Here is a 21,326-nt window from a genome sequence, read left to right on the forward strand (position 1 = left end):
GGCGCGACCTCAGTGGTGGGGCAGGATCAGCATCACGCGTGACTGCGGTGCGTCCTGCACGGTGACGTAGCCGCCCACCGACTCGGCGGTCACGGCAGCCTCGGCCAGGCCGTCGACCCCGGCGTCGCCGTGCAGCACGCCGCTCGGCAGGCGACGTGGTCCCTGGTCGGTCACGCGCACGCGCAGCACGGTGCGCAGCGTCGACACGTCGACGGTGACGTTGCCCGTGCCGCCGTCGGTCGCCTGTGCCAGCAGGGCGTCGACGACCTGCCGCACCGGCTCGGGGGCCACCTTGGCCGGGACGGGCGCCCGCGACGTGAGGATGAGATCGCGACCCTGCTCGGACAGCCGTTCCCGCCAGCGCTCGGCGACGGTGGACGTGAGGTCCACGAGGTCCAGGGCGACCTCGTCGTCGAGGGCGTCGTCGCGACGTACCTCGAGCAGCTCGGTGACCGCGACGCCCAGCCGGTCCACGGCGGCGATCGCGCTGGTCAGCTCCGCTGCCACCTCGGGCGGCACCTGCTTCCAGAGCGTGAGGTCCTCCAGCGAGAGGCGCAGGGCGGTGATGGGCGTGCGGAGCTCGTGCGAGGCGGTCACGGCCAGGGAGCGCTCACGCTCCAGCAGGACGTCGAGCCGGCGACCGGTGTCGCGCAGCGCCCGGCCCAGCTCGTCGGCCTCCCGGACCCGGTAGCGGGGGACCGGCGTGTCGAAGCGGCCCGCGCCGATCTCGGCGGCCACGATCGACAGCTCGCCGAAGGGCCGGGCGAAGCGACGTGCCATGACCACCGCCACGACGCCCGCGACCGCGGCCAGCGCGAGGGAGAGCAGGACCAGCGGCAGGACTCCGGCCGACACGCGGTCGGTCATCGACCGACCGGAGAGGCTGAGGGTCACGCTGCCCCCACCGTCGACCGCCCGGGTGCTGCGCGGGCCGTCGACGGTCACCGTCCCTGCGGTGATGCGCTCGCCGGCGGGGGGCTGGTAGACCACGCGCTCGTCGTCCTGCAGCAGGGACGTGAAGTAGTCCTGGTCGACGGTGGCTCCCGCGGTCAGCCGGGCGCCCACCGCGGCCGCCATCAGGGCGGCGGTGCGATCGGCGCGCTCGCGCTCCTGGTCCTGCACGACGTCGGCGACCACGTAGGACGCCGCGACGGCGAACAGCGCCAGCACGAGCAGGGTCAGCCCGACGAACGTCGCGACCAGGCGGTCACGCATCCGCGGCGTCGATCTCCCAGCGGAAGCCGACGCCCCGCACGGTGACGACACGGCCCCGCGCGTCGGCGTCCTCGAGCTTCTGGCGCAACCGACCGATCGTGGTGTCGAGCGTCTTGGTGGAGCCGAACCAGTTCTCGTCCCACACCTCGTCCATCACGTGCTCGCGCGTGACGACGCTGCCGCCGGCGGCCTCGACCAGTGCCAGCACGTCGAACTCCTTGACCGTCAACGTGAGCTCGGAGTCGCCCACCCAGGCGCGCCGGGTGTCGCGGTCGACGCGAACCCCGCCGGTCGGGGACGACACGGGAGGCGCGGGGGCGACCTCGGGTCCTGGCCGGGCGCTGCGCCGCAGCAGTGCCCGGACCCGGGCGAGCAGCTCGGCCAGGGCGAAGGGCTTGGCGAGGTAGTCGTCCGCGCCGACGTCCAGACCGACGACGCGGTCGAGCTCCCCACCGCGGGCGGTCAGGATCATGATGCCGCCCTCGAACCCGTCCGCCCGGGCCCTCCGGCAGACCTCGAGCCCGTCGAGGTCGGGCAGGCCGAGGTCGAGCAGCACCAGGTCGACGCCGCCGACGTCCAGCCGCTCCAGGGCTTCGGTGCCGGTGGCCACGCGCTCGACCAGGTGCTCCTCGCGCTCCAGCGTGCGGATCAGGGGAGCGGCGATCTGGTCGTCGTCCTCGACGATCAAGAGAGTGTGAGACACCTCATCGAGCATAGAGGTCACCTGCGGGCGCGCGCTCCGGCTCGGGTGCCACCACCAGGGTCAGGACCGCCGCGGCCGCCAGCGCAAGTGCGACCACCGTGACGTCGACCGGGTGCGGTGTCGAGCCGGGAGGACCCACGGTGCTGGCGAGCACGACGCCCGTCACCGTCGCCAGGGCCACCGCGGTCGCAGCCACCCGCGACTCGATGCACCGGGCCGTGCCCAGGCGGGCCGCCGAGAGGAGCGCGATGGCGGCCAGGACCCCCAGCAGCACCGACGCGTACGGCTCGTGCGCGGTGGACACGGCCGCCCGTCCGAGCAGCAGCCCGAGCAGGGCCGTGCCGGTCGGCGCGAGGTGCGACGGAGCGACGCGTGCCATCAGAAGTCCCGGTCGGCGGTGCCGGTCTCGACGGCCGGGGCCGTCGAGCACTTCTGGCCGGACAGGTCGGCAGCGGACGCGGACGGCGTCCACGTCATGGTGGCTGCGCTGGTCACGGTGCGCAGCCCCGATCCTGAGGTCACGGCACCGATCTTCACGGTCACGACGGTGCGGGTGGAGGCGCCGACGGTCACGGTCGTGGCCGTCATGCTTCCGGCCCACTGGACGGTCTTGCCGCTCTTGACGTAGTCGGCCTTGAGGTTGACGGCGCCGAGGTTGGCCCCGGTCACGTCGATCGTGTCGTCCTTGGCGCCGCCGCCGACGAGGTTGCCGTCGCGCAGCCGGACGGTGACGGCCCTGGCGGTGCCGTCCCACCCGCCGACCACGGTGGCGAGGTCGAGCTTCTCGCTGTAGGTGAAGGTGACGGTGTCGCCGTTGTCGACCCGGCCCACGGTGCCGCCGCCGTTGGCGGACTGCACGTCGAGCGCCCGTACCGGGCTGTTGTCGACGAGGCGGGCACCGACGACGGCGGAGGTCGTGATCGTGCCGCGAGTGTCGACCAGCTGCGCTCGGAGGTCGTAGCTGCCGTCGCCGACGGACTTGGTGTCGAAGGCGCAGGTGTAGGGAGCGGTCGTGTCGGTGCACACGTCGGTCCAGGTGCTGCCTCCGGCGGGGGCGCGCTGGATCCTGACCGAGGCGATCCCCGCCGAGGCGTTGGCGGCGGCGGTCAGCGTGACCGTGCCGGTGAGGTACTGGCCGGGGTCGGCCAGCGACACCGAGGAGACGGTGTTGTCGACGACCCGGTTGGCCACGGCAGCGGAGGTGGACTGCAGGCCGACGGCGTCGGTGGCGACGGCGCGGAAGGAGTAGGTGCCGCCGGTCAGCGCGGTGGTGTCGTAGCGGCACGACCACGGCGCGGAGGTGACGGTGCACAGCGTCTTCCACGTGCCGGTGGTGCCCTGGGAGTACTGCAGCTCGACCGTCTCGACACCCGAGCCCGCGTCGGTCGCCGTGGCGGAGAAGGTGCGGGTTCCGCTCAGCGGCGTGCCCGGGTCGGTCATCGTGACGGCGGGCTTGGTGTTGTCGACGAGGACGTCGGTCTGCACGGTGGAGTACCGGGTGCCGGCGAGGGTGTCGATCGCGGCGCGCACGTCGTAGGTGCCGTCCGGCACCGTCGTGGTGCTCCAGGAGCAGGTGGTGGTGGTGTTGATGAACAGGCTGCCGGTGCAGGCTCGGGTCCACTTGTTCGTGCCGGCGGGGGAGTACTCGAACCGGGGGGAGCCGATGGCGAGGCCGGCGTTGTAGACGCTCATGGATGCCGTCACCGTGCCGGTCAGGGCCTCGCCGAGCGGGGCCAGCACGATGGCGAAGGTGTTGGCGACGTAGGTCCGGACGGGCTCGGAGATGGTGGTGTGGCCCGCCTTATCGGTGGCGACAGCGCGCAGGTCGTAGGGGCCGTCGGGGGTCGCGCCCGTCCGGGTGTCCCACGAGCAGGAGTACGGCGCAGTGGTGTCCGTGCAGAGCGTGGTCCAGCTCGACGCGTCGGCGGCCTGGTGCTGCAGCACCACCTGGGCGACTCCGGACTCGGCGTCGCTCGCGGTGGCGGCGATCGTGGCGGTCCCGGTCACGCTGCCGCCGGCCGGCGCCGTGACGGCCACGCTGGGCGGCGTCCAGTCCGACGCCGCGGTCACGGTACCGACCGGGTTGACGGTGCGGGCCGAGAAGCTGGCCGACGAGAAGCCGGTCACGGAGAACGCGAGCGCGACCAGGACCACGACGACGCCCGCCAGCGGCGCGCGGCCCCGCAGGGGGGACGGTGCTCGGTGACGGGCGTTCATGCTCATGTCCTCAACGGTAGGGAGGTCGACTCCACGAAGACCCCACGCGAAGGTCACACGACCTCCACGGAACCGGTCAGGAGTGGACGGGGACGGGGACGGGGAGCTGGACGGGGACCAGTGGGGCGGTCGGCTGGACGGGCGCCTCGGTCCGGTCGCGGCGTCGTCCGCCGCTGCGGAGGGCGCCGAGCAGCTCGACGCCGCTCGCGAGGGCGATCAGGCCGGCCGGCACGCCGATCACGAGGAGGCGGGTGTCGCGGTCGGCGAGCGCGACGAGGGCCCAGCCGACGTGCGGGACGTGGAACTCGACGACCGGCTGGTCCGGTGCGGTGAGGGAGAAGGTCCAGGGGTCGGGCTGGGGGTTGGCGTCGCCCTGGGTGCGGAACAGCGGGGCGCCGCTCTCGGACGTGCCGATGTCGATGATGCGGTGCGTCACCAGGTTCGTGACGCCGCTGTCGGCCGGGGGCTGGTAGGTGATCACGTCGCCGACGGCGAGGTCGGCGACGGGGGTGGCCTTCTCGAAGGCGACCGCGCCCTTCTCGATCGAGCCGGACATGGACCCGCCGGTGATGACGTAGCGCTCGTAGCCCAGCAGGCTGGGCGCCAGGTAGGCCAGCCCGGCCACGGTCGCCACGAGCAGGAGGGAGTTGACGATGACCGGGAGGACCCGGCCTGCGCGTCGGGGGGTGCGGCGGTGCGGGATGGTCATGTCCTTCTCCTTCTCCTGCTCGTGGCGGGTGGTCGTACCGTGCGGTCCCTCTCCTCGTACGGGGACCAGCACGTGTCCTGCGTCCGGCCGTGGTCCGCGAACCCGGTCAGGTGCGCGGACCACCCCTGTTGGCCGGGGCGCCCGGACGTCGGCCTCCCTCACGGCCGGCGTCCGGGTGGCTCTCACTGGTTGGTGGTGGTGGCCGAGAGCTGCGTGGAGTCCCAGCTGTACGCGGCGGAGGCGGTCTTCCCCTGCTGCGTGTTGTCGGCGGTGTCGGCGAGGCGCACCGAGAAGGTGTAGTTGCTCACGACGCCGGGCTCGACGGTGCCCAGGGTGTTCTTCTTGCCGTCGACGAGACCGCCGAAGTTGCCGCTGTAGACCTGGGTGCCCGAGGTCGTGTTCGTGATGGTGAGGGTCAGGGCGTCGTCGGCGAACTGGTTCGTCGAGGTGGTCTCGGTCAGGCTGAACGCGGCCGGCAGCGAGCCGGTGTTGGTGATGGTCAGGCTGCCGTTGACGACGTCGCCGGGCTTGATGTTCGTGAGGTTGAAGACCGCGGCGTTGCTCTTGGAGTTGGTGTGCGACAGGGTGCCGGAGGTCACCGAGCTGATGGTGTTGGCGGTGCTCGAGGTGAACGTGGCGCCCGAGCCGATGGCGACCGCGCCGGCGGCGAGCAGGGTGGCGAGGGGGACGAGGACCTTCTTGGTGTTCATGGGGGTTCTTCCTGTGTGGACCGGTGGGGCTCGACCGTGGTCGAGGTGATGTCTGGAACGCTACGGAGCCCAGATCCACACGAGTCCCCCACGAGCTCCCCACGAGATCCACATCTCGGAACTCGCCGCCGGCTACCTCGCGGGCAGCTCGAACCACACCGCGGCGCCACCGGTCGGCGACTCGTCCACGCCGACTCGGCCCCCGTGCGCGCGGACCAGGCGACGCGTGGTGGCCAGGCCGATGCCGTGCCCGCCGGGGTCGTCGCCGCGGTCGTACAGGTCGAAGACCTCGCTACGGCGAGAGGGTTCGATGCCGCGCCCGTTGTCGGCCACGACGACCCGCCACGCGTCGCCGTGTCGCTCGGCGCTCACGACCACCTGGGCGGACACGCCCTCACGGGTGAACTTCAGCGCGTTGGTCAGCAGGTTGAGCACGACGGAGTAGAGCATGTCGGCGTCGGCGGCCACGGTGGGCAGCGACTCGACGGTGATCGTCGCGCCACCGCGGCGCACGACCGGCTCCAGGTCCGCGAGGGCCAGCGTGAACACGTGCTCCAGTGGGGTGTCGACGAGCGACAGCCGACCACCGCGGACCGCGAAGTCGAGCATCTCCTCGATCATGCGGTTCATCCGCCGGCCCGCCTCCGACACGGCGCGCACGACGGCGCCGAGGTCGTCGTGGGTGACCACCACGGGCTCGGTCTCGAGCAGCTCGGCGTTGGCGAGGATGGCGGTGAGCGGGCTGCGCAGGTCGTGGCTGACCTGGCCCGCGAAGAGCGCCAGGTGGTGGTTGGCCCGCTCCAGCTCGCGGGTGCGCAGGCGCAGCTCGAGGACGTCCATCACCTGCCCGGCCACGGTGCGCAGCGAGACCTCCTGCGCGGGCGTCAGGGTGCGAGCGGTCTCGTCGAACAGGCACAACCGGCCGAGGTGCACGTCGTCGGGCGTGACCAACGGCGCCGACGCGTAGAAGCGCACGGCCCCGATGTCGCCGGTGACGAAGGGGTTGGTGCGGAACCGCTCGTCCTGCGTCGCGTCGGGCACGACCACGTTCCCGGTCTCGGCCATCACGGCGGCACACATGGAGTCCGACCGGGAGCAGACGGACGGCTCGATGCCGGCCGTCGCGACGATCTGGTGCTGCTGGCTGCGCGTGATGATGTTGATGGCCGCGCTGGGGACGTCGCACGCCTGCGCCACGAGGTCGACGAGCGCCTGCAGGTCGCGACCCACGGGCTCGGTGAGCACGGCGTAGCGCTCCAGCTCGAGCTCCTGCTGCTCGATCGTTCCCCCGACGACGGTGCTCACCGGACCTCCTCGATCGCTTCGCTCGACCATGTCACACCTGGCGCGTCCCGGCGCGGTCCGCCGGCGCGGCGAGCTTCGCCCGTCGCCGGACGGACGTCCGGAATTGGCCGACCGGACGCCGACTCGGGCGAAGTGAGAGGTATGATCCAAACATGAACCTGCGCCTCAAGAAGTCCGCCGCCGCGGTGGCCATCGTCCTGACCGCCGGCCTCGGCCTCGCCGCCTGTGGCGGTGACGACTCCTCCAGCGCCAAGGGTGACACGTCCTCGGTCGGCGAGAAGGCCGACACCGAGCTCACCCAGGAGAACTTCTTCACGGAGGTGACGAAGGCCCAGCAGGACGCCAAGACCAGCCACGTCGAGATGGCGTTCGGCGTCGGCGGCCAGGACATCAAGGCCTCCGGCGACGTGTCGACCGGCAAGACCGCCGCCGACTCCGCCATGAGCATGACCATGACGCTCGGCGCCCAGGGCGAGATGGAGATGCGCCTCATCGACGGCGTCCTCTACATGAACATGGGCTCGATGTCGCAGAACAAGTTCGCCAAGATCGACTTGAACGACAAGAGCAACCCGCTGGGCGAGCAGTACGGCAGCCTGCTCGACAGCGTCGATCCCTCCAAGCAGATCGAGCAGATGCAGGAAGCGGTCACCGGCTTCGAGCAGAAGGGCGACGCCGAGAAGCTCGACGGCGTCGAGGCCACCCCGTACGTCGTCACCGTGGACTCCAGCAAGCTCACCGAGCAGATGGGTGCTCCCGGCCAGGACGCCGCCCAGGTCCCGGAGACCCTCACCTACACGATGTACATCGGCCCGGACAACCTGCCGCGTCGCATCCTGATGGACGTCGCGGGCACGAAGATGACCATGGACTACACCAAGTGGGGCGAGGACGTCACCATCGAGGCGCCGGCGAAGGACCAGATCTCCGACGTCGACCTCTCCCAGATGGGCGGTGCCTGAGCTCGATCGAGCCCACCCGGCACCTGCCGGGTGACGCCGCTCGACCAGCGCTCCACACGAGCCCCCGTCGCACCGATTTGGTGCGGCGGGGGCTCGTGCGTAGACTGACCACGCCGAAGACCGCTGGCCGGGTCCCGCAAGGGTCCCGCGAAGTGCCTCGAACGAGGCGGCCCGCGCAGGTGTCCTTCAGAGGTGGGTCCGTCAGGACCTCCCGACGACGTGCACCGCAGCGCGTGCGTCGGTCGAGGCAACGACCACCAGAAGGAGACCCATGGCAAGCCCGGACAAGGTTGCTGCCGTCGCCGAGCTCACGCAGAGCCTGCGCGACTCCGACGGCATCGTCCTCACCGAGTACCGCGGTCTCACCGTGAAGCAGCTGCAGGAACTGCGGCGCTCGCTCGGTGAGGGTGCGAGCTATGCCGTCGCCAAGAACACGCTGACGAGGATCGCGGCCAAGGAGGCCGGGGTCGAACTGTCGGACGACCTGCTCACCGGCCCGACCGCCATCGCCTTCATCAAGGGCGACGTCGTCGAGGCCGCCAAGGGTCTGCGTGACTTCGCGAAGGCGAACACCACCCTCGTCATCAAGGGAGGCTTCCTCGACGGGAAGTCGCTCGATGCCGACGAGGTCAAGAAGCTGGCGGACCTCGAGTCGCGCGAGGTCCTCCTCGCCAAGCTCGCCGGCGCCATGAAGGGCAGCCTTCAGAACGCCGCGTCCCTCTTCAACGCCCCGCTCGCCCAGACGGCCCGCCTCGTGGCGGCCCTCGAGGCGAAGAAGGCCGAAGAGGCTCCCGCCGACGCTTCCACCGACACTGCTGCCGAGGCCCCCGCGGCCGAGGCGGCACCCGAGGTCGAGGCTCCCGCCGAGACCGACTCCACCGAGGGCTGAACGCCCGATCTGATCGGGACCCCCTCGGGGTCTCACCAACGAAAGGACGCCACATCATGGCGAAGCTCAGCACCGACGAGCTGCTCGACGCATTCAAGGAACTGACCCTCATCGAGCTCTCCGAGTTCGTGAAGGCCTTCGAGGAGACCTTCGAGGTCACCGCCGCTGCCCCCGTGGCCGTGGCCGCTGCGGCCCCCGCTGCCGCCGGTGGCGACGCCGGTGGCGACGCCGCCGAGCAGGACGAGTTCGACGTCGTCCTCGAGTCGGCCGGCGACAAGAAGATCCAGGTCATCAAGGAGGTGCGCGGTCTCACGAGCCTCGGCCTGAAGGAGGCCAAGGACCTCGTCGAGGGCGCTCCGAAGCCCGTCCTGGAGAAGGTCGCCAAGGATGCCGCCGAGAAGGCCAAGGAGGCCCTCGAGGCCGCCGGCGCCACCGTCACGCTCAAGTGACCTGGCTGTCAGCCTGACGTCCACGTGACGTCGACGCAGACCCCCGCAGACCCGGTTCCGACCGGGTCGGCGGGGGTCTCGTCGTGTCAGGAGGCGGCGGCGCGCCGATCGCCTGAGCGGCCGTCGCGCTCCGCTGACGGGCCGAACGGCAGGGTCGGGGACGTGACCGAGGCCACCTTTGTGACTCGCAGTTGCATGGGGTACGGTCTCTGAGACCTGCGACACGTTACTCGCGGGTCATCATGACGGAGCGAACTCGTAACCGAGTCGCCCGAAATTCGTTAGGCTGGGTGGCCCGGGTCACATCGACTGCGGGCCCGGTACGGGGACCGGCCGAGCTGGAGTGGAGGAGGGGTCCGTGGGCGTCGAGGTCAAGGTCGAGAACCTGACGAAGAGCTTCGGCTCGCAGCTGATCTGGGGCGACGTCTCGTTGACCCTCCCCGCGGGTGAGATCTCCGTGATGCTCGGTCCGTCCGGCACGGGCAAGTCGGTGTTCCTCAAGACGCTGATCGGTCTGCTGAAGCCTGACGAGGGCCACATCTGGATCGAGGGCGTCGACATCGCGACGTGCAAGGAGAAGGACCTCTACGAGATCCGCAAGCTGTTCGGCGTGCTGTTCCAGGACGGCGCCATGTTCGGCTCCATGGACCTCTACGACAACTGCGCCTTCCCGCTGCGCGAGCACACCAAGAAGTCCGAGTCCGAGATCCGCCAGATCGTCATGGACAAGATGGACATCGTCGGCCTGGCCGGTGCGGAGAACAAGCTCCCCGGCGAGATCTCCGGCGGCATGCGCAAGCGTGCCGGCCTGGCCCGCGCACTCGTGCTGGAGCCCGAGATCCTGCTCATCGACGAGCCCGACTCCGGCCTCGACCCGGTGCGCACGGCCTACATCAACCAGCTGTTCATCGACCTGAACGCCCAGATCGACGCCACGTTCCTCATCGTCACGCACGACATCAACTCCACCCGCACCGTGCCCGACAACATCGGCCTGCTCTACCACAAGCACCTGGCGATGTTCGGCCCGCGCGAGATGCTGCTGTCGAGCACCGAGCCCGTCGTCGCGCAGTTCCTCAACGCCCAGCGCGTCGGTCCGATCGGCATGTCCGAGGAGAAGGACGCCGACGAGCTCGCGGCCGAGTCCGAGATCGAGATGCCGCCGCTGCCGCCCATCCCGCGCCAGCTCGAGCCGTCGGACGGTCGTCCCCGTGTCGCGCAGCGCGAGCCGGGCGCCTGGTGCCGCGACAACGGCATCACGCCTCCGCCCGGGTCGTTCGACGAGAACATGAGCCTCGCTCCGGGCAGCACCGCGTGAGCGCAACCAAGATCGCGGCGCCCGCACGGATCGCAGGTGGCCTCTTCGCCTTCATGCTCGACGTCACCGTCGCGCTGTTCCGGCGACCCTTCCAGCTCAAGGAGTTCCTGACCCAGGCCTGGTTCATCGTCACCGTGACGATCGTGCCGACGGCCCTGGTCTCGATCCCCTTCGGTGCCGTCATCGCCCTCCAGGTCGGCGGGCTCATCAAGCAGTTCGGTGCGCAGTCGTTCACGGGCTCCGCCGCGGTGCTGGCCGTGGTGCGCGAGGCCGGCCCCATCGCCACCGCGCTGCTGATCGCCGGTGCCGCCGGCTCGGCCATCGCGGCCGACTTCGGCTCGCGCAAGATCCGCGAGGAGCTCGACGCGATGATGGTGCTGGGCATCGACCCCATCCAGCGCCTCGTCGTGCCCCGCGTGCTCGCCGCCATGCTCATCGCCGTCTTCCTCAACGGCCTGGTGACGATCGTCGGTGTCGCCGGTGGCTACGTGTTCAACGTCGTGCTGCAGGACGGCACACCAGGGGCCTATCTGGCCTCGTTCACGGCGCTGGCCCAGCTGCCCGACATGTACCAAGGCATGGTGAAGGCCGTCATCTTCGGCTACATCGCGGCCATCGTGGCCGCCTACAAGGGGATGAACGCCAAGGGCGGCCCGAAGGGCGTGGGCGACGCGGTCAACGAGGCCGTCGTCATCACCTTCCTGCTGCTGTTCATCGTGAACTTCTTCGTGTCGTCCATCTACATCCAGCTCGTCCCACCGAAGGGGATGTGACATGGCGACGAAGATCAGTGCCGTCTACGAGCGCCCCGCGGCAGCGCTGGAGGGCCTCGGCACCCAGCTGCTGTTCTACCTGCGCGTCCTGCGGGCCATCCCGTTCACGATCAAGAACTACAGCCGCGAGATCCTGCGGCTTCTCGCCGAGGTCGCGCTCGGTTCCGGCGCCCTCGCCGTCATCGGCGGAACCGTCGGCGTCATCGTGGCCATGTGCTTCTTCACCGGCACCGAGGTCGGCATCCAGGGCTTCGCCGCGCTCGACCAGCTCGGCACCGCCGCACTGTCCGGCTTCGTCTCGGCCTACTTCAACACGCGTGAGATCGCGCCGATCGTCGCCGGCATCGCGCTCGCCGCGACCGTCGGCTGCGGCTTCACCGCGCAGCTCGGCGCCATGCGGATCTCCGAGGAGGTCGACGCGCTCGAGGTCATGGCCGTGCCGTCGATGCAGTTCCTCGTCACCACGCGCGTGCTGGCCGGGCTCATCGCCGTGGTCCCGCTCTACGTCGTCGGCCTGCTGTCGTCCTACTTCGCGACCAGATTGACGATCACGCAGTTCCTCGGGCAGAGCACCGGGACCTACGACCACTACTTCTCGACGTTCCTGCCACCAGGTGACGTGCTGTGGTCGTTCGGCAAGGTGCTGATCTTCGCCGTCGTGGTGATCCTGATCCACTGCTACTACGGCTACTACGCCTCCGGCGGACCCGCGGGCGTGGGTGTGGCCGTGGGCCGCGCCGTCCGTACGTCGATCGTCGCCGTCAACGTCGTCGACCTGCTCGCCTCCATGGCGATCTGGGGCACGACCGTCACCGTCAGATTGGCAGGTTGACGATGGCTGCCACTCCCTTCGCCGAGCGTCCCACGAGCCTGAAGCTCCTCGGGGCCGGTCTCGTCGTCCTCATGGCCTTCTTCGTCTGGCTGACGTTCGCGTTCTTCTCCAAGACCTTCGTGGCCACCGACGACGTCACCGTCGACACCGGCAAGGCCGGCCTGAACCTGCCGCAGGCCGCCGACGTCAAGCTGCGCGGCATGATCGTGGGCGAGGTCAAGGACGTCGAGCCGCGCGACGGCGGCGTGCGACTCGTGCTCGGTCTCAAGCCCGACCTGATCGGCCAGGTGCCGGCCGACGTCACCGCGGAGATCGTGCCCAAGACCCTGTTCGGCGAGAAGTACGTCGCGCTGATCCCCGCCGACGACGCGGGCAGCGAGCGGCTGAAGGCCGGCGACACGATCCAGCGCGCCGAGGTGCCGATCGAGGTCGAGGAGCTGCTCAACGACCTCTACCCGCTGCTGCAGGCCGTGGAACCGGCCGAGCTGTCGTACACGCTCACGGCGGTCTCCCAGGCGCTCGAGGGACGCGGTGAGAAGCTCGGCGAGACCCTCGTGTCCGCCAACGAGTACCTCACGGCACTCAACCCCGACGTCCCGACGCTGGTCGACGACCTCACCAAGCTCGGCACCGTCTCCGACGGCTACGCCGCGCAGATGCCCACCCTCGGGCGCCTGCTGAAGAACACGGTCGTCACCGGCAACACGGTCGTCGCCAAGCGCACGCAGCTCGCGGCGTTCTTCGACGAGGGCACCCGGCTGGCGAACACGCTGACCGACTTCGTCGACGCCAACGGCGAGAACCTCGAGGTGCTCGCCAAGCAGAACCGCGAGCTGCTCAGCGTCACGGCCGACTACTCCAGCACCTTCCCGTGCTTCACGGGCGGCATGGCCACGGTGCTGCCGAAGCTCAACAGCGTCCTGCGCAACAACACCGTGCACATCGACCTGGAGCTCCTCGCCGAGCAGCCCACCGGCTACCAGCTGGGGGAGAACGCCGTGGTGCCCGACAACAAGACCCTCGACGAGACCGAGCAGACCGACCCGAACAAGGTGAAGTACATCGACGCGCCGGACAAGGACAACGGTCGACTCCCCAACACCCTGGGCGCCGTGTGCGAGGACCTCAAGGTCTTCAAGAAGAACGCCAACGACCCGAGCAAGTGGCCCTACAACCAGGCCGACCCGTTCCAGGTCGCTCCGGAGATCTACAAGCTCGTGGGCGTCGAGAACAGCCACAACGGCAAGTTCGGCAGCGAGGCGGACTTCGAGCGCGCTGCCGTGGCCAACCTCGACTCGGCAGGCTTCTGGAACCCCAGCCTGGCCGACACCGACAGCGCCCAGCAGCGTGACGACGTGCGCCGGATGGCCGCCGCCGTGGCCGGTGTCGACGCCGACCGCGTCCCCGACGCCGCGTCGCTCCTGCTCAGCCCGATCCTGCGTGGCACGGAGGTGACGGTGAGATGAGCGAGCGCAAGCGAGCGAACGACCAGCACCTCATCGCGTTGCTCCCGGACCGTGCTCTTCCGACGGGGGTGACGCGATGAGCAAGGCTCTGGACCGCGAGTCCATCTCTGCGATCGTCAAGCTGTCGATCTTCTTCGCCGTCACCGGTGCGGCCACGTTCCTGCTGATGCTGACCCTCAGCGGGGCCAACCTCGGCAGCAGCAACGAGTACAAGGCCGTCTTCTCCGACGTCACCGGCGTGGCCAAGGGCGACGACGTCCGCATCGCCGGCGTCTCCGTCGGGTCGATCAAGAAGGTCGAGATCCACGACACCGACGAGGCCATCATCACCTTCTCGGTGCGCACCTCGACCCCGCTCACCCAGGACACCAACGCGCAGCTGCGGTTCCGCAACCTCGTCGGCCAGCGCTACCTGGCGCTCTTCCAGGGCGGCGAGGGCGGCACCGCACGCCTGGCCCCGGGCTCGACCATCCCGCAGGACCGCACCGAGGAGGCACTCGACCTCAACGTGCTGCTCAACGGCTTCAAGCCCGTCTTCCAGGCGCTGTCACCGTCGGACACCAACAAGTTCGCCTTCGAGATCGTCCAGACCCTGCAGGGCGAGGCCGGCAACGTGCAGAGCCTGCTGGCCCGCACCGCGTCGCTGACCAGCACGCTCGCCGACCGCGACGAGCTCATCGGCGACGTCGTGGTGAACCTGTCCGACGTGCTCGACACGATCGGCAGCCGCGACCAGCAGCTCACGGCCACGATCGACACCCTGCAGCAGTTCGTCACCGGCCTGAAGGGCGACCGCGAGGCGATCCTCGGCTCGCTTGACTCGATCTCCGACCTCACCACCGAGACCTCCAACCTGCTCGTGGAAGGCCGGCCCGACCTCACGGCCGACGTCAAGCAGCTGCGCCGCCTGACCAAGAACCTGTCGAGCGAGCGCAACCTCAAGACCATCGAGGAAGCCGTGCAGATCCTGCCCATCAAGATGGAGAAGCTGGGCAACCTGGCCTCCAACGGCAGCCTGTTCAACTTCTACGTCTGCGAGCTGAACGTCGACGTCTCCCAGCTGACCGGAACCCCGCTCGACGGCCTGCTCGACGGCCTGATCAGCGAGCTGGGTGCCGTCCAGGCCGGCGGCGACCGCTGCCGCACCGGCAACGGCGAGTACGGGAAGGCCGCCTCATGAAGCCCTTCCGCGAACGCAACCCCGTCATCATCGGCCTGCTCGGGTTCACGATCATCGCGCTGCTCCTCGTCGCGGCCTTCCGCGCCGATCGGCTCCCGATCATCGGCGCAGGGGACACGTACCACGCCGAGTTCTCCGAGATCGGTGGCCTCAAGGACGGCAACGAGGTCCGCGTGGCCGGCGTGCCGGTCGGCAAGGTGCGTGGCATCGAGCTCGCCGGCAACAAGGTCAAGGTCACGTTCAAGGTCGACAAGGGCACGCGGCTGGGCCGCGAGACAGGTGCGGAGATCCGCATCCGCACCCTCCTCGGCGCGCAGTTCCTGGCACTCACGCCCTCGGGCTCGGGCCGCCTCGAGAAGGGCACCACGATCCCGGTGTCCCGCACGGTGCCGCCGTACGACGTGGTGCAGGCCTTCTCCGACCTCAGCACCACCACCGACGCGCTCGACGTCGGCCAGATCTCCGACGCGCTCGAGACCTTGTCCGACGTCGCCGCCCAGACGCCCGAGGAGTTCCGCGGCGCGATCCGCGGGGTCTCGGACCTCTCGCGCAACCTCGCGGCGCGCGACGACCAGATCAACACCCTCCTGGTGAACCTCAAGAAGGTCACGGGTGTCATCAACTCGCGCGACGACGAGCTCGTCCAGCTGGTGAAGGACTCCTCGGTCCTCTTCGACGCGGTCACCGAGCGACGCGAGGCCATCCACCGCCTGCTCGTCTCGACGCAGGAGATCTCCGAGCAGCTCAGCGCCCTCGTGGACGACACGGAGGCCGACCTCAAGCCCGCCCTCAGGCAGCTGCGCGCCGTCACGACCATGCTGGCGCGCAACGAGCAGAGCCTCGACCGCGCCCTCACCGTGATGCCCGGCTTCCTGCGGGTCTTCGCCAACGCCCTGGGCAACGGTCCGTGGTTCGAGACCTACGTCAAGATCGGAGGTGCCGGATGACCAGGCTCGCCGGCGTCGCCCGCATCCTCACCGTGCTCGTCGCCCTCGTCCTCGTCGTGGGACTGGTGATCGTCTTCGGCCAGCGCGACGCGAAGAACACGATCACGGTCGACTTCGCCCAGACCAACTCGCTGTACGAGGGTTCCGACGTCCGCATCCTCGGCGTGGCCGTCGGCACCGTCGACCGGCTCGTCCCGCGCGGCGAGACCGTGCGCGCGACGATCTCCTACGACGCCGACGTCAAGCTGCCGGCCGACGTCAAGGCCGTCGTGGTCTCGCCGTCGATCGTGGGGGACCGGTTCGTGCAGCTGGCCCCGGCCTACGACGGTGGGCAGGTGCTGGCGGACGGCGCCCGGCTGGGCGTCGACCGCACCGCCGTGCCGGTGGAGCTCGACCAGATCTACAAGTCGCTCGACGACCTGTCGGTGGCCCTGGGTCCCGACGGCGCCAACAGGAACGGTGCCGTGAGCAACCTGGTGAAGGACACCGCGGCGCAGCTCGACGGCCAGGGCACCCAGCTCAACGAGACCCTGCGCAACTTCGGCAAGCTCAGCCAGACGCTCTCCGACAACAAGGACGAGCTGTTCGGCAGCATGCGCGAGGTCGACCAGTTCGTGCAGCTGCTCCAGACCAACGACCAGGCGGTCCGCGACTTCTTCGACAGCACGGCGGAGGTCTCCACCGTGCTCGAGGGCGAGCGCGAGGACCTCCAGGCCACCGTGAAGGCGCTGGCCAAGGCCCTCGTCGAGGTGCGCGGGCTCGTCAAGGACAACCGCTCGGAGCTGCGCGGCAACGTCAAGCAGCTCGCCACGATCGCCGAGGTGCTGGGTGACCACCAGAAGGACCTCGAGGAGTTCACCGTGAGCGGCCCCACGGCGCTGTCGAACGTCGCGCTGGCCTACAACGGCGACTCCGGCACGCTCGACAACCACGCCGACGTCCTGGGTCTCGTGCTCGGGGCCGCCGAGAACCCCGGCGACCTCCTCTGCAACCTCAGCGAGCAGCTGCCGATCGACCTCAACGGACCCTGCGAGGACGTGCTCGGACCGATCCTCGACGGGATCGTCTCGCCGATCATCGGCGGGCTCCCGCTCCCACGGGCCGCAGTGGCGAACGCGGCGGTGGCCGAGCCCACGTCGCCGGACCGCACCGACACGTCCCTCTCCCAGATGCTGGCGGTGGACCGATGAGCACCCGGACCGTGAACACCTCCACGCGACGACGCCCCTGGCGGACCGTGGCCGCCGGCGCGGCGAGCGCCGTGCTGCTCTCGGGCTGCTCGTTCTCGCCCTACGAGCTCCCGCTGCCCGGCGGCGCGGACCTCGGGTCCGACCCGTACACCGTCACGGTGCAGTTCCGCGACGTCCTCGACCTGGTGCCCCAGAGCGCCGTCCGGGTCGACGACATCGCGGTCGGCAAGGTCACCAAGATCCGGCTCGACGGCTGGACGGCCACCGCCACGCTCAAGATCAACCGCGACGTGGAGCTGCCCGACAACGCCGAGGCCCAGATCCGTCAGACGAGCCTGCTGGGCGAGAAGTTCGTCTCGCTCGCCCCGCCGACCACCGGCGGTGTGGGCCAGCTCGGCAACGGCGACCGCATCCCGCTCGACCGCTCGGGGCGCAACCCCGACATCGAGGAGGTGCTGGGCGCTGCCTCGCTGCTGCTCAACGGCGGCGGGCTCGAGAAGACCAACACCATCGTCAAGGAGCTCAACAAGACGCTCGACGGCAACGAGCCGGAGATCAAGCAGCTCCTGCAGAGCACCACGACGTTCGTCGGTCAGCTCGACGACAACAAGGCGGACATCCTCACCGCGCTCGAGAAGGTCGACAACCTCGCCCGGGCCACGCAGGACCAGGAGGGCGCCATCACCGCCGCACTCGACGACCTGCCCGAGGCCCTGCGGGTGCTGAACGCCCAGCGCGACGACCTCGTCGGCCTGCTCACCTCGCTCGACCGGCTCAGCGACACCGCGACCGGGGTCATCCGCCGGTCGAAGGACGACACGCTCGCGGTGCTGCGCGACCTCGAGCCGACGCTGCGCGAGCTGGCGAACGCCGGTGACGACCTCGCGACCGCGAGCCAGCTGATCTTCAGCTTCCCGTTCACCGACGCGATCGTCGGGGGCAGCCCCGCCCGTGCGAGCAACCCCTGCACGGCCTACAACCCCGACGACGCCTCCACGCAGAACGATGCGACCGTCCGTCAGGACGTGGCCGACGGCGCCTGCTACGGCGACTTCATGAACCTCGACATCAACCTGTCGCTCAACACCAACCAGCTCACGAGCCTGATCGAGGGCCTGCTGTCGCTCGGCAACACGCTCGTCCCGGCCGGGGCCACCGCCGAGGCGCCCGCCGAGGGCGAGACCGCGACGGACCCGGCGGGCCAGCTCGTCGACCTGGTCGAGGGCCTCACGTCGCTGCCCACCGACGGTGGCCTCGGCCCGCTCACCGGCACCACGCCGAGGCCCAGTGCCTCGCCGTCCGCGGGGTCGAGCAGCTCGGGCGGGGGCGGCTCGAGCCAGGGCGGATCCGGTGGGAGCGGCATCTGCGCGCTGCTCGGCAACTGCCGGGTCACCACCACGAGCCAGCTGATGGCGGAGCAGACCGAGGACGTCGGCCGGCTCGTGCTCGGACCGGTGGTGTCGCGATGATCACCAGGCTCACCAAGATCCAGCTCGTCATCTTCGCCATCATCGTGGCGGTCGGTGCGACCTTCGTCGGCGGCAAGTACGCCCAGCTCGACCGGCTCTTCGTCGACCGGACCTTCCCGGTCACGGCCGACTTCGCCGACTCCGGCGGCATCTTCGCCGGCGCCGAGGTGACCTACCGCGGCATCGCGGTCGGCAAGGTCAAGCAGCTGAAGTTCACCGACGACGGCGTGGACGTGATCCTCGACATCGAGAAGAGCGCCCCGAAGATCTCCGACGACGTGGTCGCCACCGTGGCCAACAAGTCGGCCATCGGCGAGCAGTACGTCGACCTGTCGCCGCGCTCCAACCAGGCCCCGTACCTCAAGGCCGGCACCGTCATCCCGCGGTCGGACACGAACATCCCGATCTCCACCACGACGCTGCTGCTCAACCTGAACTCGCTGGTCTCCAGCATCGACACCGGCAGCCTCAAGACCGTGGTCGACGAGCTCGGCGCCGCCTTCGAGGGGACCGCGCCCGACCTGGAGCGCATCCTCGACACGTCGTCGGAGTTCATCGAGGCCGCCCAGGAGAACCTCGGCGTGACCCAGAGCCTCATCCGCAACTCCTCGGGAGTCCTGCAGACCCAGATCGACAAGCAGCCCCAGCTCGCGACGTTCGCCGAGAACCTCGCTCTGCTCTCGGACACGCTGGTCGACGCGGACCCGGACCTGCGACGTCTGGTCGACGAGGGCGCGCCGAGCGCGGCGCTCGTCAACGACGTCGTGGAGGAGAACGCAGCGCAGCTGCAGACGATCTTCGCCGACCTGCGCTCGGCCACCGAGCCGCTCGCACGCAACGCCAAGTCGCTGCGCGTGCTGGCGATCCTCTACCCGTACCTGCTCGAGGGCTCGTTCAGCGTGGTCGCCCCGGCCAAGCAGGCCGAGGGCGAGTTCGACGCCACGTTCGGCCTGGTCATCACCAACCCGGCCGACCCGGCCGCGATCAAGCCGTGCGACGAGGACGACAACGGCCAGCGCCCGCGGCGCGAGCCGCAGGAGCTGTACGACATGCAGTTCGACCTTGAGGCCGGCTGTATCGTCAAGGACAAGGTCCCGCGCGGGCCCGACAAGACCGTCATCAACCGTGACCGGGCCGCCGTGGGGACCGGGGCGGACGCCGCCGGAAAGGACTCGTGGAAGTGGCTCCTGCTCGGACCGGCGACCAGCTGACCGCGCACCGCTCCTCCCGCATCCTCGTCGTGCTCGCCGTCCTCGGCGTGCTCGTGGGGGCCGCGGGCCTGGTGGTGCCGCGGGTGATCGGCGACGGCGGCGAGGACTCCGACCGTTCCGCCGTCGCGGCGCGGGTCAACGACTTCGCCACGGTGTACAACACCTACGACGTGGCCGACCTCGCGGACTACCAGAAGCGGATGAAGCCGCTGCTGACGCCGGGCTACTACACCGAGTTCGAGCGGATCACCGGCGCCGTCTTCGGAGCCCTCGAGTCCAAGGACCAGAAGAGCGGCGCCGCCAACGTGCTCGGGGTCGCCGTCGACAGCATCGACGACGACTCGGCCGTGGCCATCGTCGCCGTCGACGCCTCGATCACGACGTCGGCCGACGAGGCAGCCGTGCAGCGTCGCTTCCGCTGGAAGGTCACGCTCACGCGCAGCGGCGACGACTGGCTCGTGAGCCAGTTCGAGACCGTCGTGCCGCTCGACGCCACCACGGGCGAGCCCGGCACCGACGGCGGCGCCACCCCGGCGCCGAGCGCCACCCCGAGCGCCGGCGCGGAGCCCCAGGAGACGCCGGAGGCCGACCAGTGAGCACCCACGACGGACCCTCCAGGCGCCGCCGCATCGCCGGCGAGAGCAAGCCGAGCGACGCGCCCCGCCCCGGACCGGCCAAGAAGGTCGTCAAGAAGCCTGTCGCGCGTCCCGGCACGCCTCCGACGTCGACGCCCGGCTCGACCCCGCGCGAGGAGCCGGCCACGCCCGTCGAGGAGTCGACCACGGGTCCTGCTGCACCCGAGGCGACCCCGACCGACGACCGCGACACCGGCGCCGCCGACGCCGCGCAGGTCGGGACCGGCGCGGACCAGGACCACGACGAGGACCGTGTCGCCGCGCCGCGCGTGGCTCCGCGGGTCGCGCGTCGTCAGGATCGCGCCGCCGCAGCCGCGGCCACCGACGGGGAGGGCACGTCGGAGACCACGTCGGCCGCTCCGGTGGAGCCGAGCGGTCCGCGTGGCCGCCCGCCGCTCGGGCGGGTCCTGCTGCTCGCCATGGTGGTGGCCTCGCTCGTGTTCGGCGCGTTCTTCGGGTACCGGGGCGTCGTCGAGTGGCGCCAGACGCACGGCGTGGACGGCGCCCACGAGGAGGCGGCCGAGACCGCGGCGTCCGCGGCGGAGACGATCTTCACGTATCGCTACGACCAGCTCGACCAGTACCTCGAGGACTCCAAGGACGTCATGACGCCCTCGTTCGCGAAGGACTTCGAGACCATCTCGCCGGCCCTCAACGACCTGGCTCCGCAGCGCAAGATCCAGGTCGAGGCCACGACCCGCGACTCCGCTGCGCTGCCGTGCGGAGACGACTGCACGCGCAGCGAGGCGAAGGTCCTGCTCTTCGTCGACCAGGCTCGGCTCGCCGACGGGTCGCAGGTGCCGACGGTCTTCGGCAACCGTGTCGAGCTCACCATGGTCGAGCGCGACGGCCGCTGGCTCGTCGACGACATCCAGGCCCTCTGAACCGACGCCCGCCCGCGGGCGACGGTGCTTCGCCCGGTGCCGACCGGGCGCCTGGGGTCCTCGAGAATCACTGGCATTGCAGTCCCAACACGCTGCTCCCCGTACGAGCGGCCGAATACTCTGAACCATACCGGCCGTCTTGTCAAGGACCAGGCTTGCGTGCGTGTGGGCCCGGGGGCTAGACTGATTCTTCGCGCCCACCTCGTCGCCCTCGTTGCCCCTTGACTGGGGGCGTCAGTCATGCGCGCAGTCCATCACGTGA

The 21,326-nt window shown here is 70.1% G+C and carries 21 protein-coding genes; 14 read left to right on the top strand and 7 right to left on the bottom strand.

Annotation, left to right across the window (positions count from 1 at the left end):
• Positions 1-9: 9 nt before the first annotated feature.
• From ASF37_RS09425 to ASF37_RS09455, 7 genes are all read right to left on the bottom strand, one after another.
• Positions 10-1,215 carry a HAMP domain-containing sensor histidine kinase gene (locus ASF37_RS09425; protein ID WP_056580000.1) on the bottom strand — a complete coding sequence of 402 codons (1,206 nt, stop codon included), beginning with the start codon at positions 1,213-1,215 and terminating at the stop codon, positions 10-12.
• Entirely contained in the window at positions 1,208-1,930 is a 723-nt protein-coding gene (locus tag ASF37_RS09430; RefSeq protein ID WP_056580002.1) for a response regulator transcription factor, read from the bottom strand. Before ASF37_RS09430 ends, ASF37_RS09425 begins: the two co-directional genes overlap by 8 nt.
• Entirely contained in the window at positions 1,920-2,297 is a 378-nt protein-coding gene (locus tag ASF37_RS09435; protein ID WP_056580004.1) for a hypothetical protein, read from the bottom strand. Before ASF37_RS09435 ends, ASF37_RS09430 begins: the two co-directional genes overlap by 11 nt.
• On the bottom strand, positions 2,297-4,141 hold the full coding sequence (locus tag ASF37_RS09440; RefSeq protein ID WP_200931201.1) for an Ig-like domain-containing protein: 1,845 nt from the start codon (positions 4,139-4,141) through the stop codon (positions 2,297-2,299). The genes ASF37_RS09435 and ASF37_RS09440 overlap by 1 nt, the downstream gene beginning before the upstream one ends.
• Before the next feature lie 70 nt (positions 4,142-4,211).
• Positions 4,212-4,844: a signal peptidase I gene (locus tag ASF37_RS09445; RefSeq protein ID WP_055964188.1), complete on the bottom strand. Its 633-nt coding sequence runs from the start codon at positions 4,842-4,844 to the stop codon at positions 4,212-4,214.
• A 182-nt stretch (positions 4,845-5,026) separates the two neighbouring features.
• Positions 5,027-5,554 (bottom strand): TasA family protein, encoded by a 528-nt coding sequence (locus tag ASF37_RS09450; protein WP_055964191.1) that lies wholly within the window; start codon positions 5,552-5,554, stop codon positions 5,027-5,029.
• 132 nt (positions 5,555-5,686) lie between these two features.
• Positions 5,687-6,859, bottom strand: a complete 1,173-nt coding sequence (locus ASF37_RS09455; RefSeq protein ID WP_082495383.1) for a GAF domain-containing sensor histidine kinase — start codon at positions 6,857-6,859, stop codon at positions 5,687-5,689.
• Between the two features lie 152 nt (positions 6,860-7,011).
• Between ASF37_RS09455 and ASF37_RS09460 the strand changes: the two genes are divergently transcribed.
• The 14 genes from ASF37_RS09460 to ASF37_RS09525 all read left to right on the top strand — a co-directional run bounded on the left by ASF37_RS09460 (position 7,012) and on the right by ASF37_RS09525 (position 21,064).
• A complete protein-coding gene (locus ASF37_RS09460; protein ID WP_055964194.1) occupies positions 7,012-7,821 on the top strand; it encodes a hypothetical protein in 810 nt (269 codons plus the stop codon).
• Positions 7,822-8,092: 271 nt separating this feature from the next.
• Positions 8,093-8,710 carry a 50S ribosomal protein L10 gene (gene rplJ, locus ASF37_RS09465; protein ID WP_056580008.1) on the top strand — a complete coding sequence of 206 codons (618 nt, stop codon included), beginning with the start codon at positions 8,093-8,095 and terminating at the stop codon, positions 8,708-8,710.
• A gap of 56 nt (positions 8,711-8,766) precedes the next feature.
• On the top strand, positions 8,767-9,159 hold the full coding sequence (rplL, locus tag ASF37_RS09470) for a 50S ribosomal protein L7/L12 (protein ID WP_055964201.1): 393 nt from the start codon (positions 8,767-8,769) through the stop codon (positions 9,157-9,159).
• Positions 9,160-9,517: 358 nt separating this feature from the next.
• A complete protein-coding gene (locus tag ASF37_RS09475) occupies positions 9,518-10,477 on the top strand; it encodes an ABC transporter ATP-binding protein (RefSeq protein ID WP_055966233.1) in 960 nt (319 codons plus the stop codon).
• A gap of 53 nt (positions 10,478-10,530) precedes the next feature.
• Positions 10,531-11,250 (top strand): ABC transporter permease, encoded by a 720-nt coding sequence (locus ASF37_RS09480; protein WP_082480398.1) that lies wholly within the window; start codon positions 10,531-10,533, stop codon positions 11,248-11,250.
• Position 11,251: 1 nt separating this feature from the next.
• Positions 11,252-12,082, top strand: coding sequence for an ABC transporter permease (locus ASF37_RS09485; protein ID WP_055964208.1), 831 nt, complete (start codon positions 11,252-11,254; stop codon positions 12,080-12,082).
• Positions 12,083-12,084: 2 nt separating this feature from the next.
• Positions 12,085-13,548: an MCE family protein gene (locus tag ASF37_RS09490; RefSeq protein ID WP_055964211.1), complete on the top strand. Its 1,464-nt coding sequence runs from the start codon at positions 12,085-12,087 to the stop codon at positions 13,546-13,548.
• 76 nt (positions 13,549-13,624) lie between these two features.
• Positions 13,625-14,728 (top strand): MCE family protein, encoded by a 1,104-nt coding sequence (locus ASF37_RS09495; protein WP_055964213.1) that lies wholly within the window; start codon positions 13,625-13,627, stop codon positions 14,726-14,728.
• A complete protein-coding gene (locus ASF37_RS09500; protein WP_055964215.1) occupies positions 14,725-15,675 on the top strand; it encodes an MCE family protein in 951 nt (316 codons plus the stop codon). Before ASF37_RS09495 ends, ASF37_RS09500 begins: the two co-directional genes overlap by 4 nt.
• On the top strand, positions 15,672-16,865 hold the full coding sequence (locus ASF37_RS09505; RefSeq protein ID WP_055964218.1) for an MCE family protein: 1,194 nt from the start codon (positions 15,672-15,674) through the stop codon (positions 16,863-16,865). The genes ASF37_RS09500 and ASF37_RS09505 overlap by 4 nt, the downstream gene beginning before the upstream one ends.
• Positions 16,862-18,334, top strand: a complete 1,473-nt coding sequence (locus tag ASF37_RS09510) for an MCE family protein (RefSeq protein WP_056580009.1) — start codon at positions 16,862-16,864, stop codon at positions 18,332-18,334. The genes ASF37_RS09505 and ASF37_RS09510 overlap by 4 nt, the downstream gene beginning before the upstream one ends.
• Positions 18,331-19,545 carry an MCE family protein gene (locus ASF37_RS09515; RefSeq protein WP_055964224.1) on the top strand — a complete coding sequence of 405 codons (1,215 nt, stop codon included), beginning with the start codon at positions 18,331-18,333 and terminating at the stop codon, positions 19,543-19,545. The genes ASF37_RS09510 and ASF37_RS09515 overlap by 4 nt, the downstream gene beginning before the upstream one ends.
• Positions 19,515-20,141, top strand: coding sequence for a hypothetical protein (locus ASF37_RS09520; protein WP_055964226.1), 627 nt, complete (start codon positions 19,515-19,517; stop codon positions 20,139-20,141). The genes ASF37_RS09515 and ASF37_RS09520 overlap by 31 nt, the downstream gene beginning before the upstream one ends.
• Entirely contained in the window at positions 20,138-21,064 is a 927-nt protein-coding gene (locus tag ASF37_RS09525; protein WP_056555862.1) for a hypothetical protein, read from the top strand. The genes ASF37_RS09520 and ASF37_RS09525 overlap by 4 nt, the downstream gene beginning before the upstream one ends.
• Positions 21,065-21,326: the final 262 nt, after the last annotated feature.

Origin of the sequence: Aeromicrobium sp. Leaf289 (assembly GCF_001423335.1) — a bacterium.
In the GTDB taxonomy this organism is placed as follows: domain Bacteria; phylum Actinomycetota; class Actinomycetes; order Propionibacteriales; family Nocardioidaceae; genus Aeromicrobium.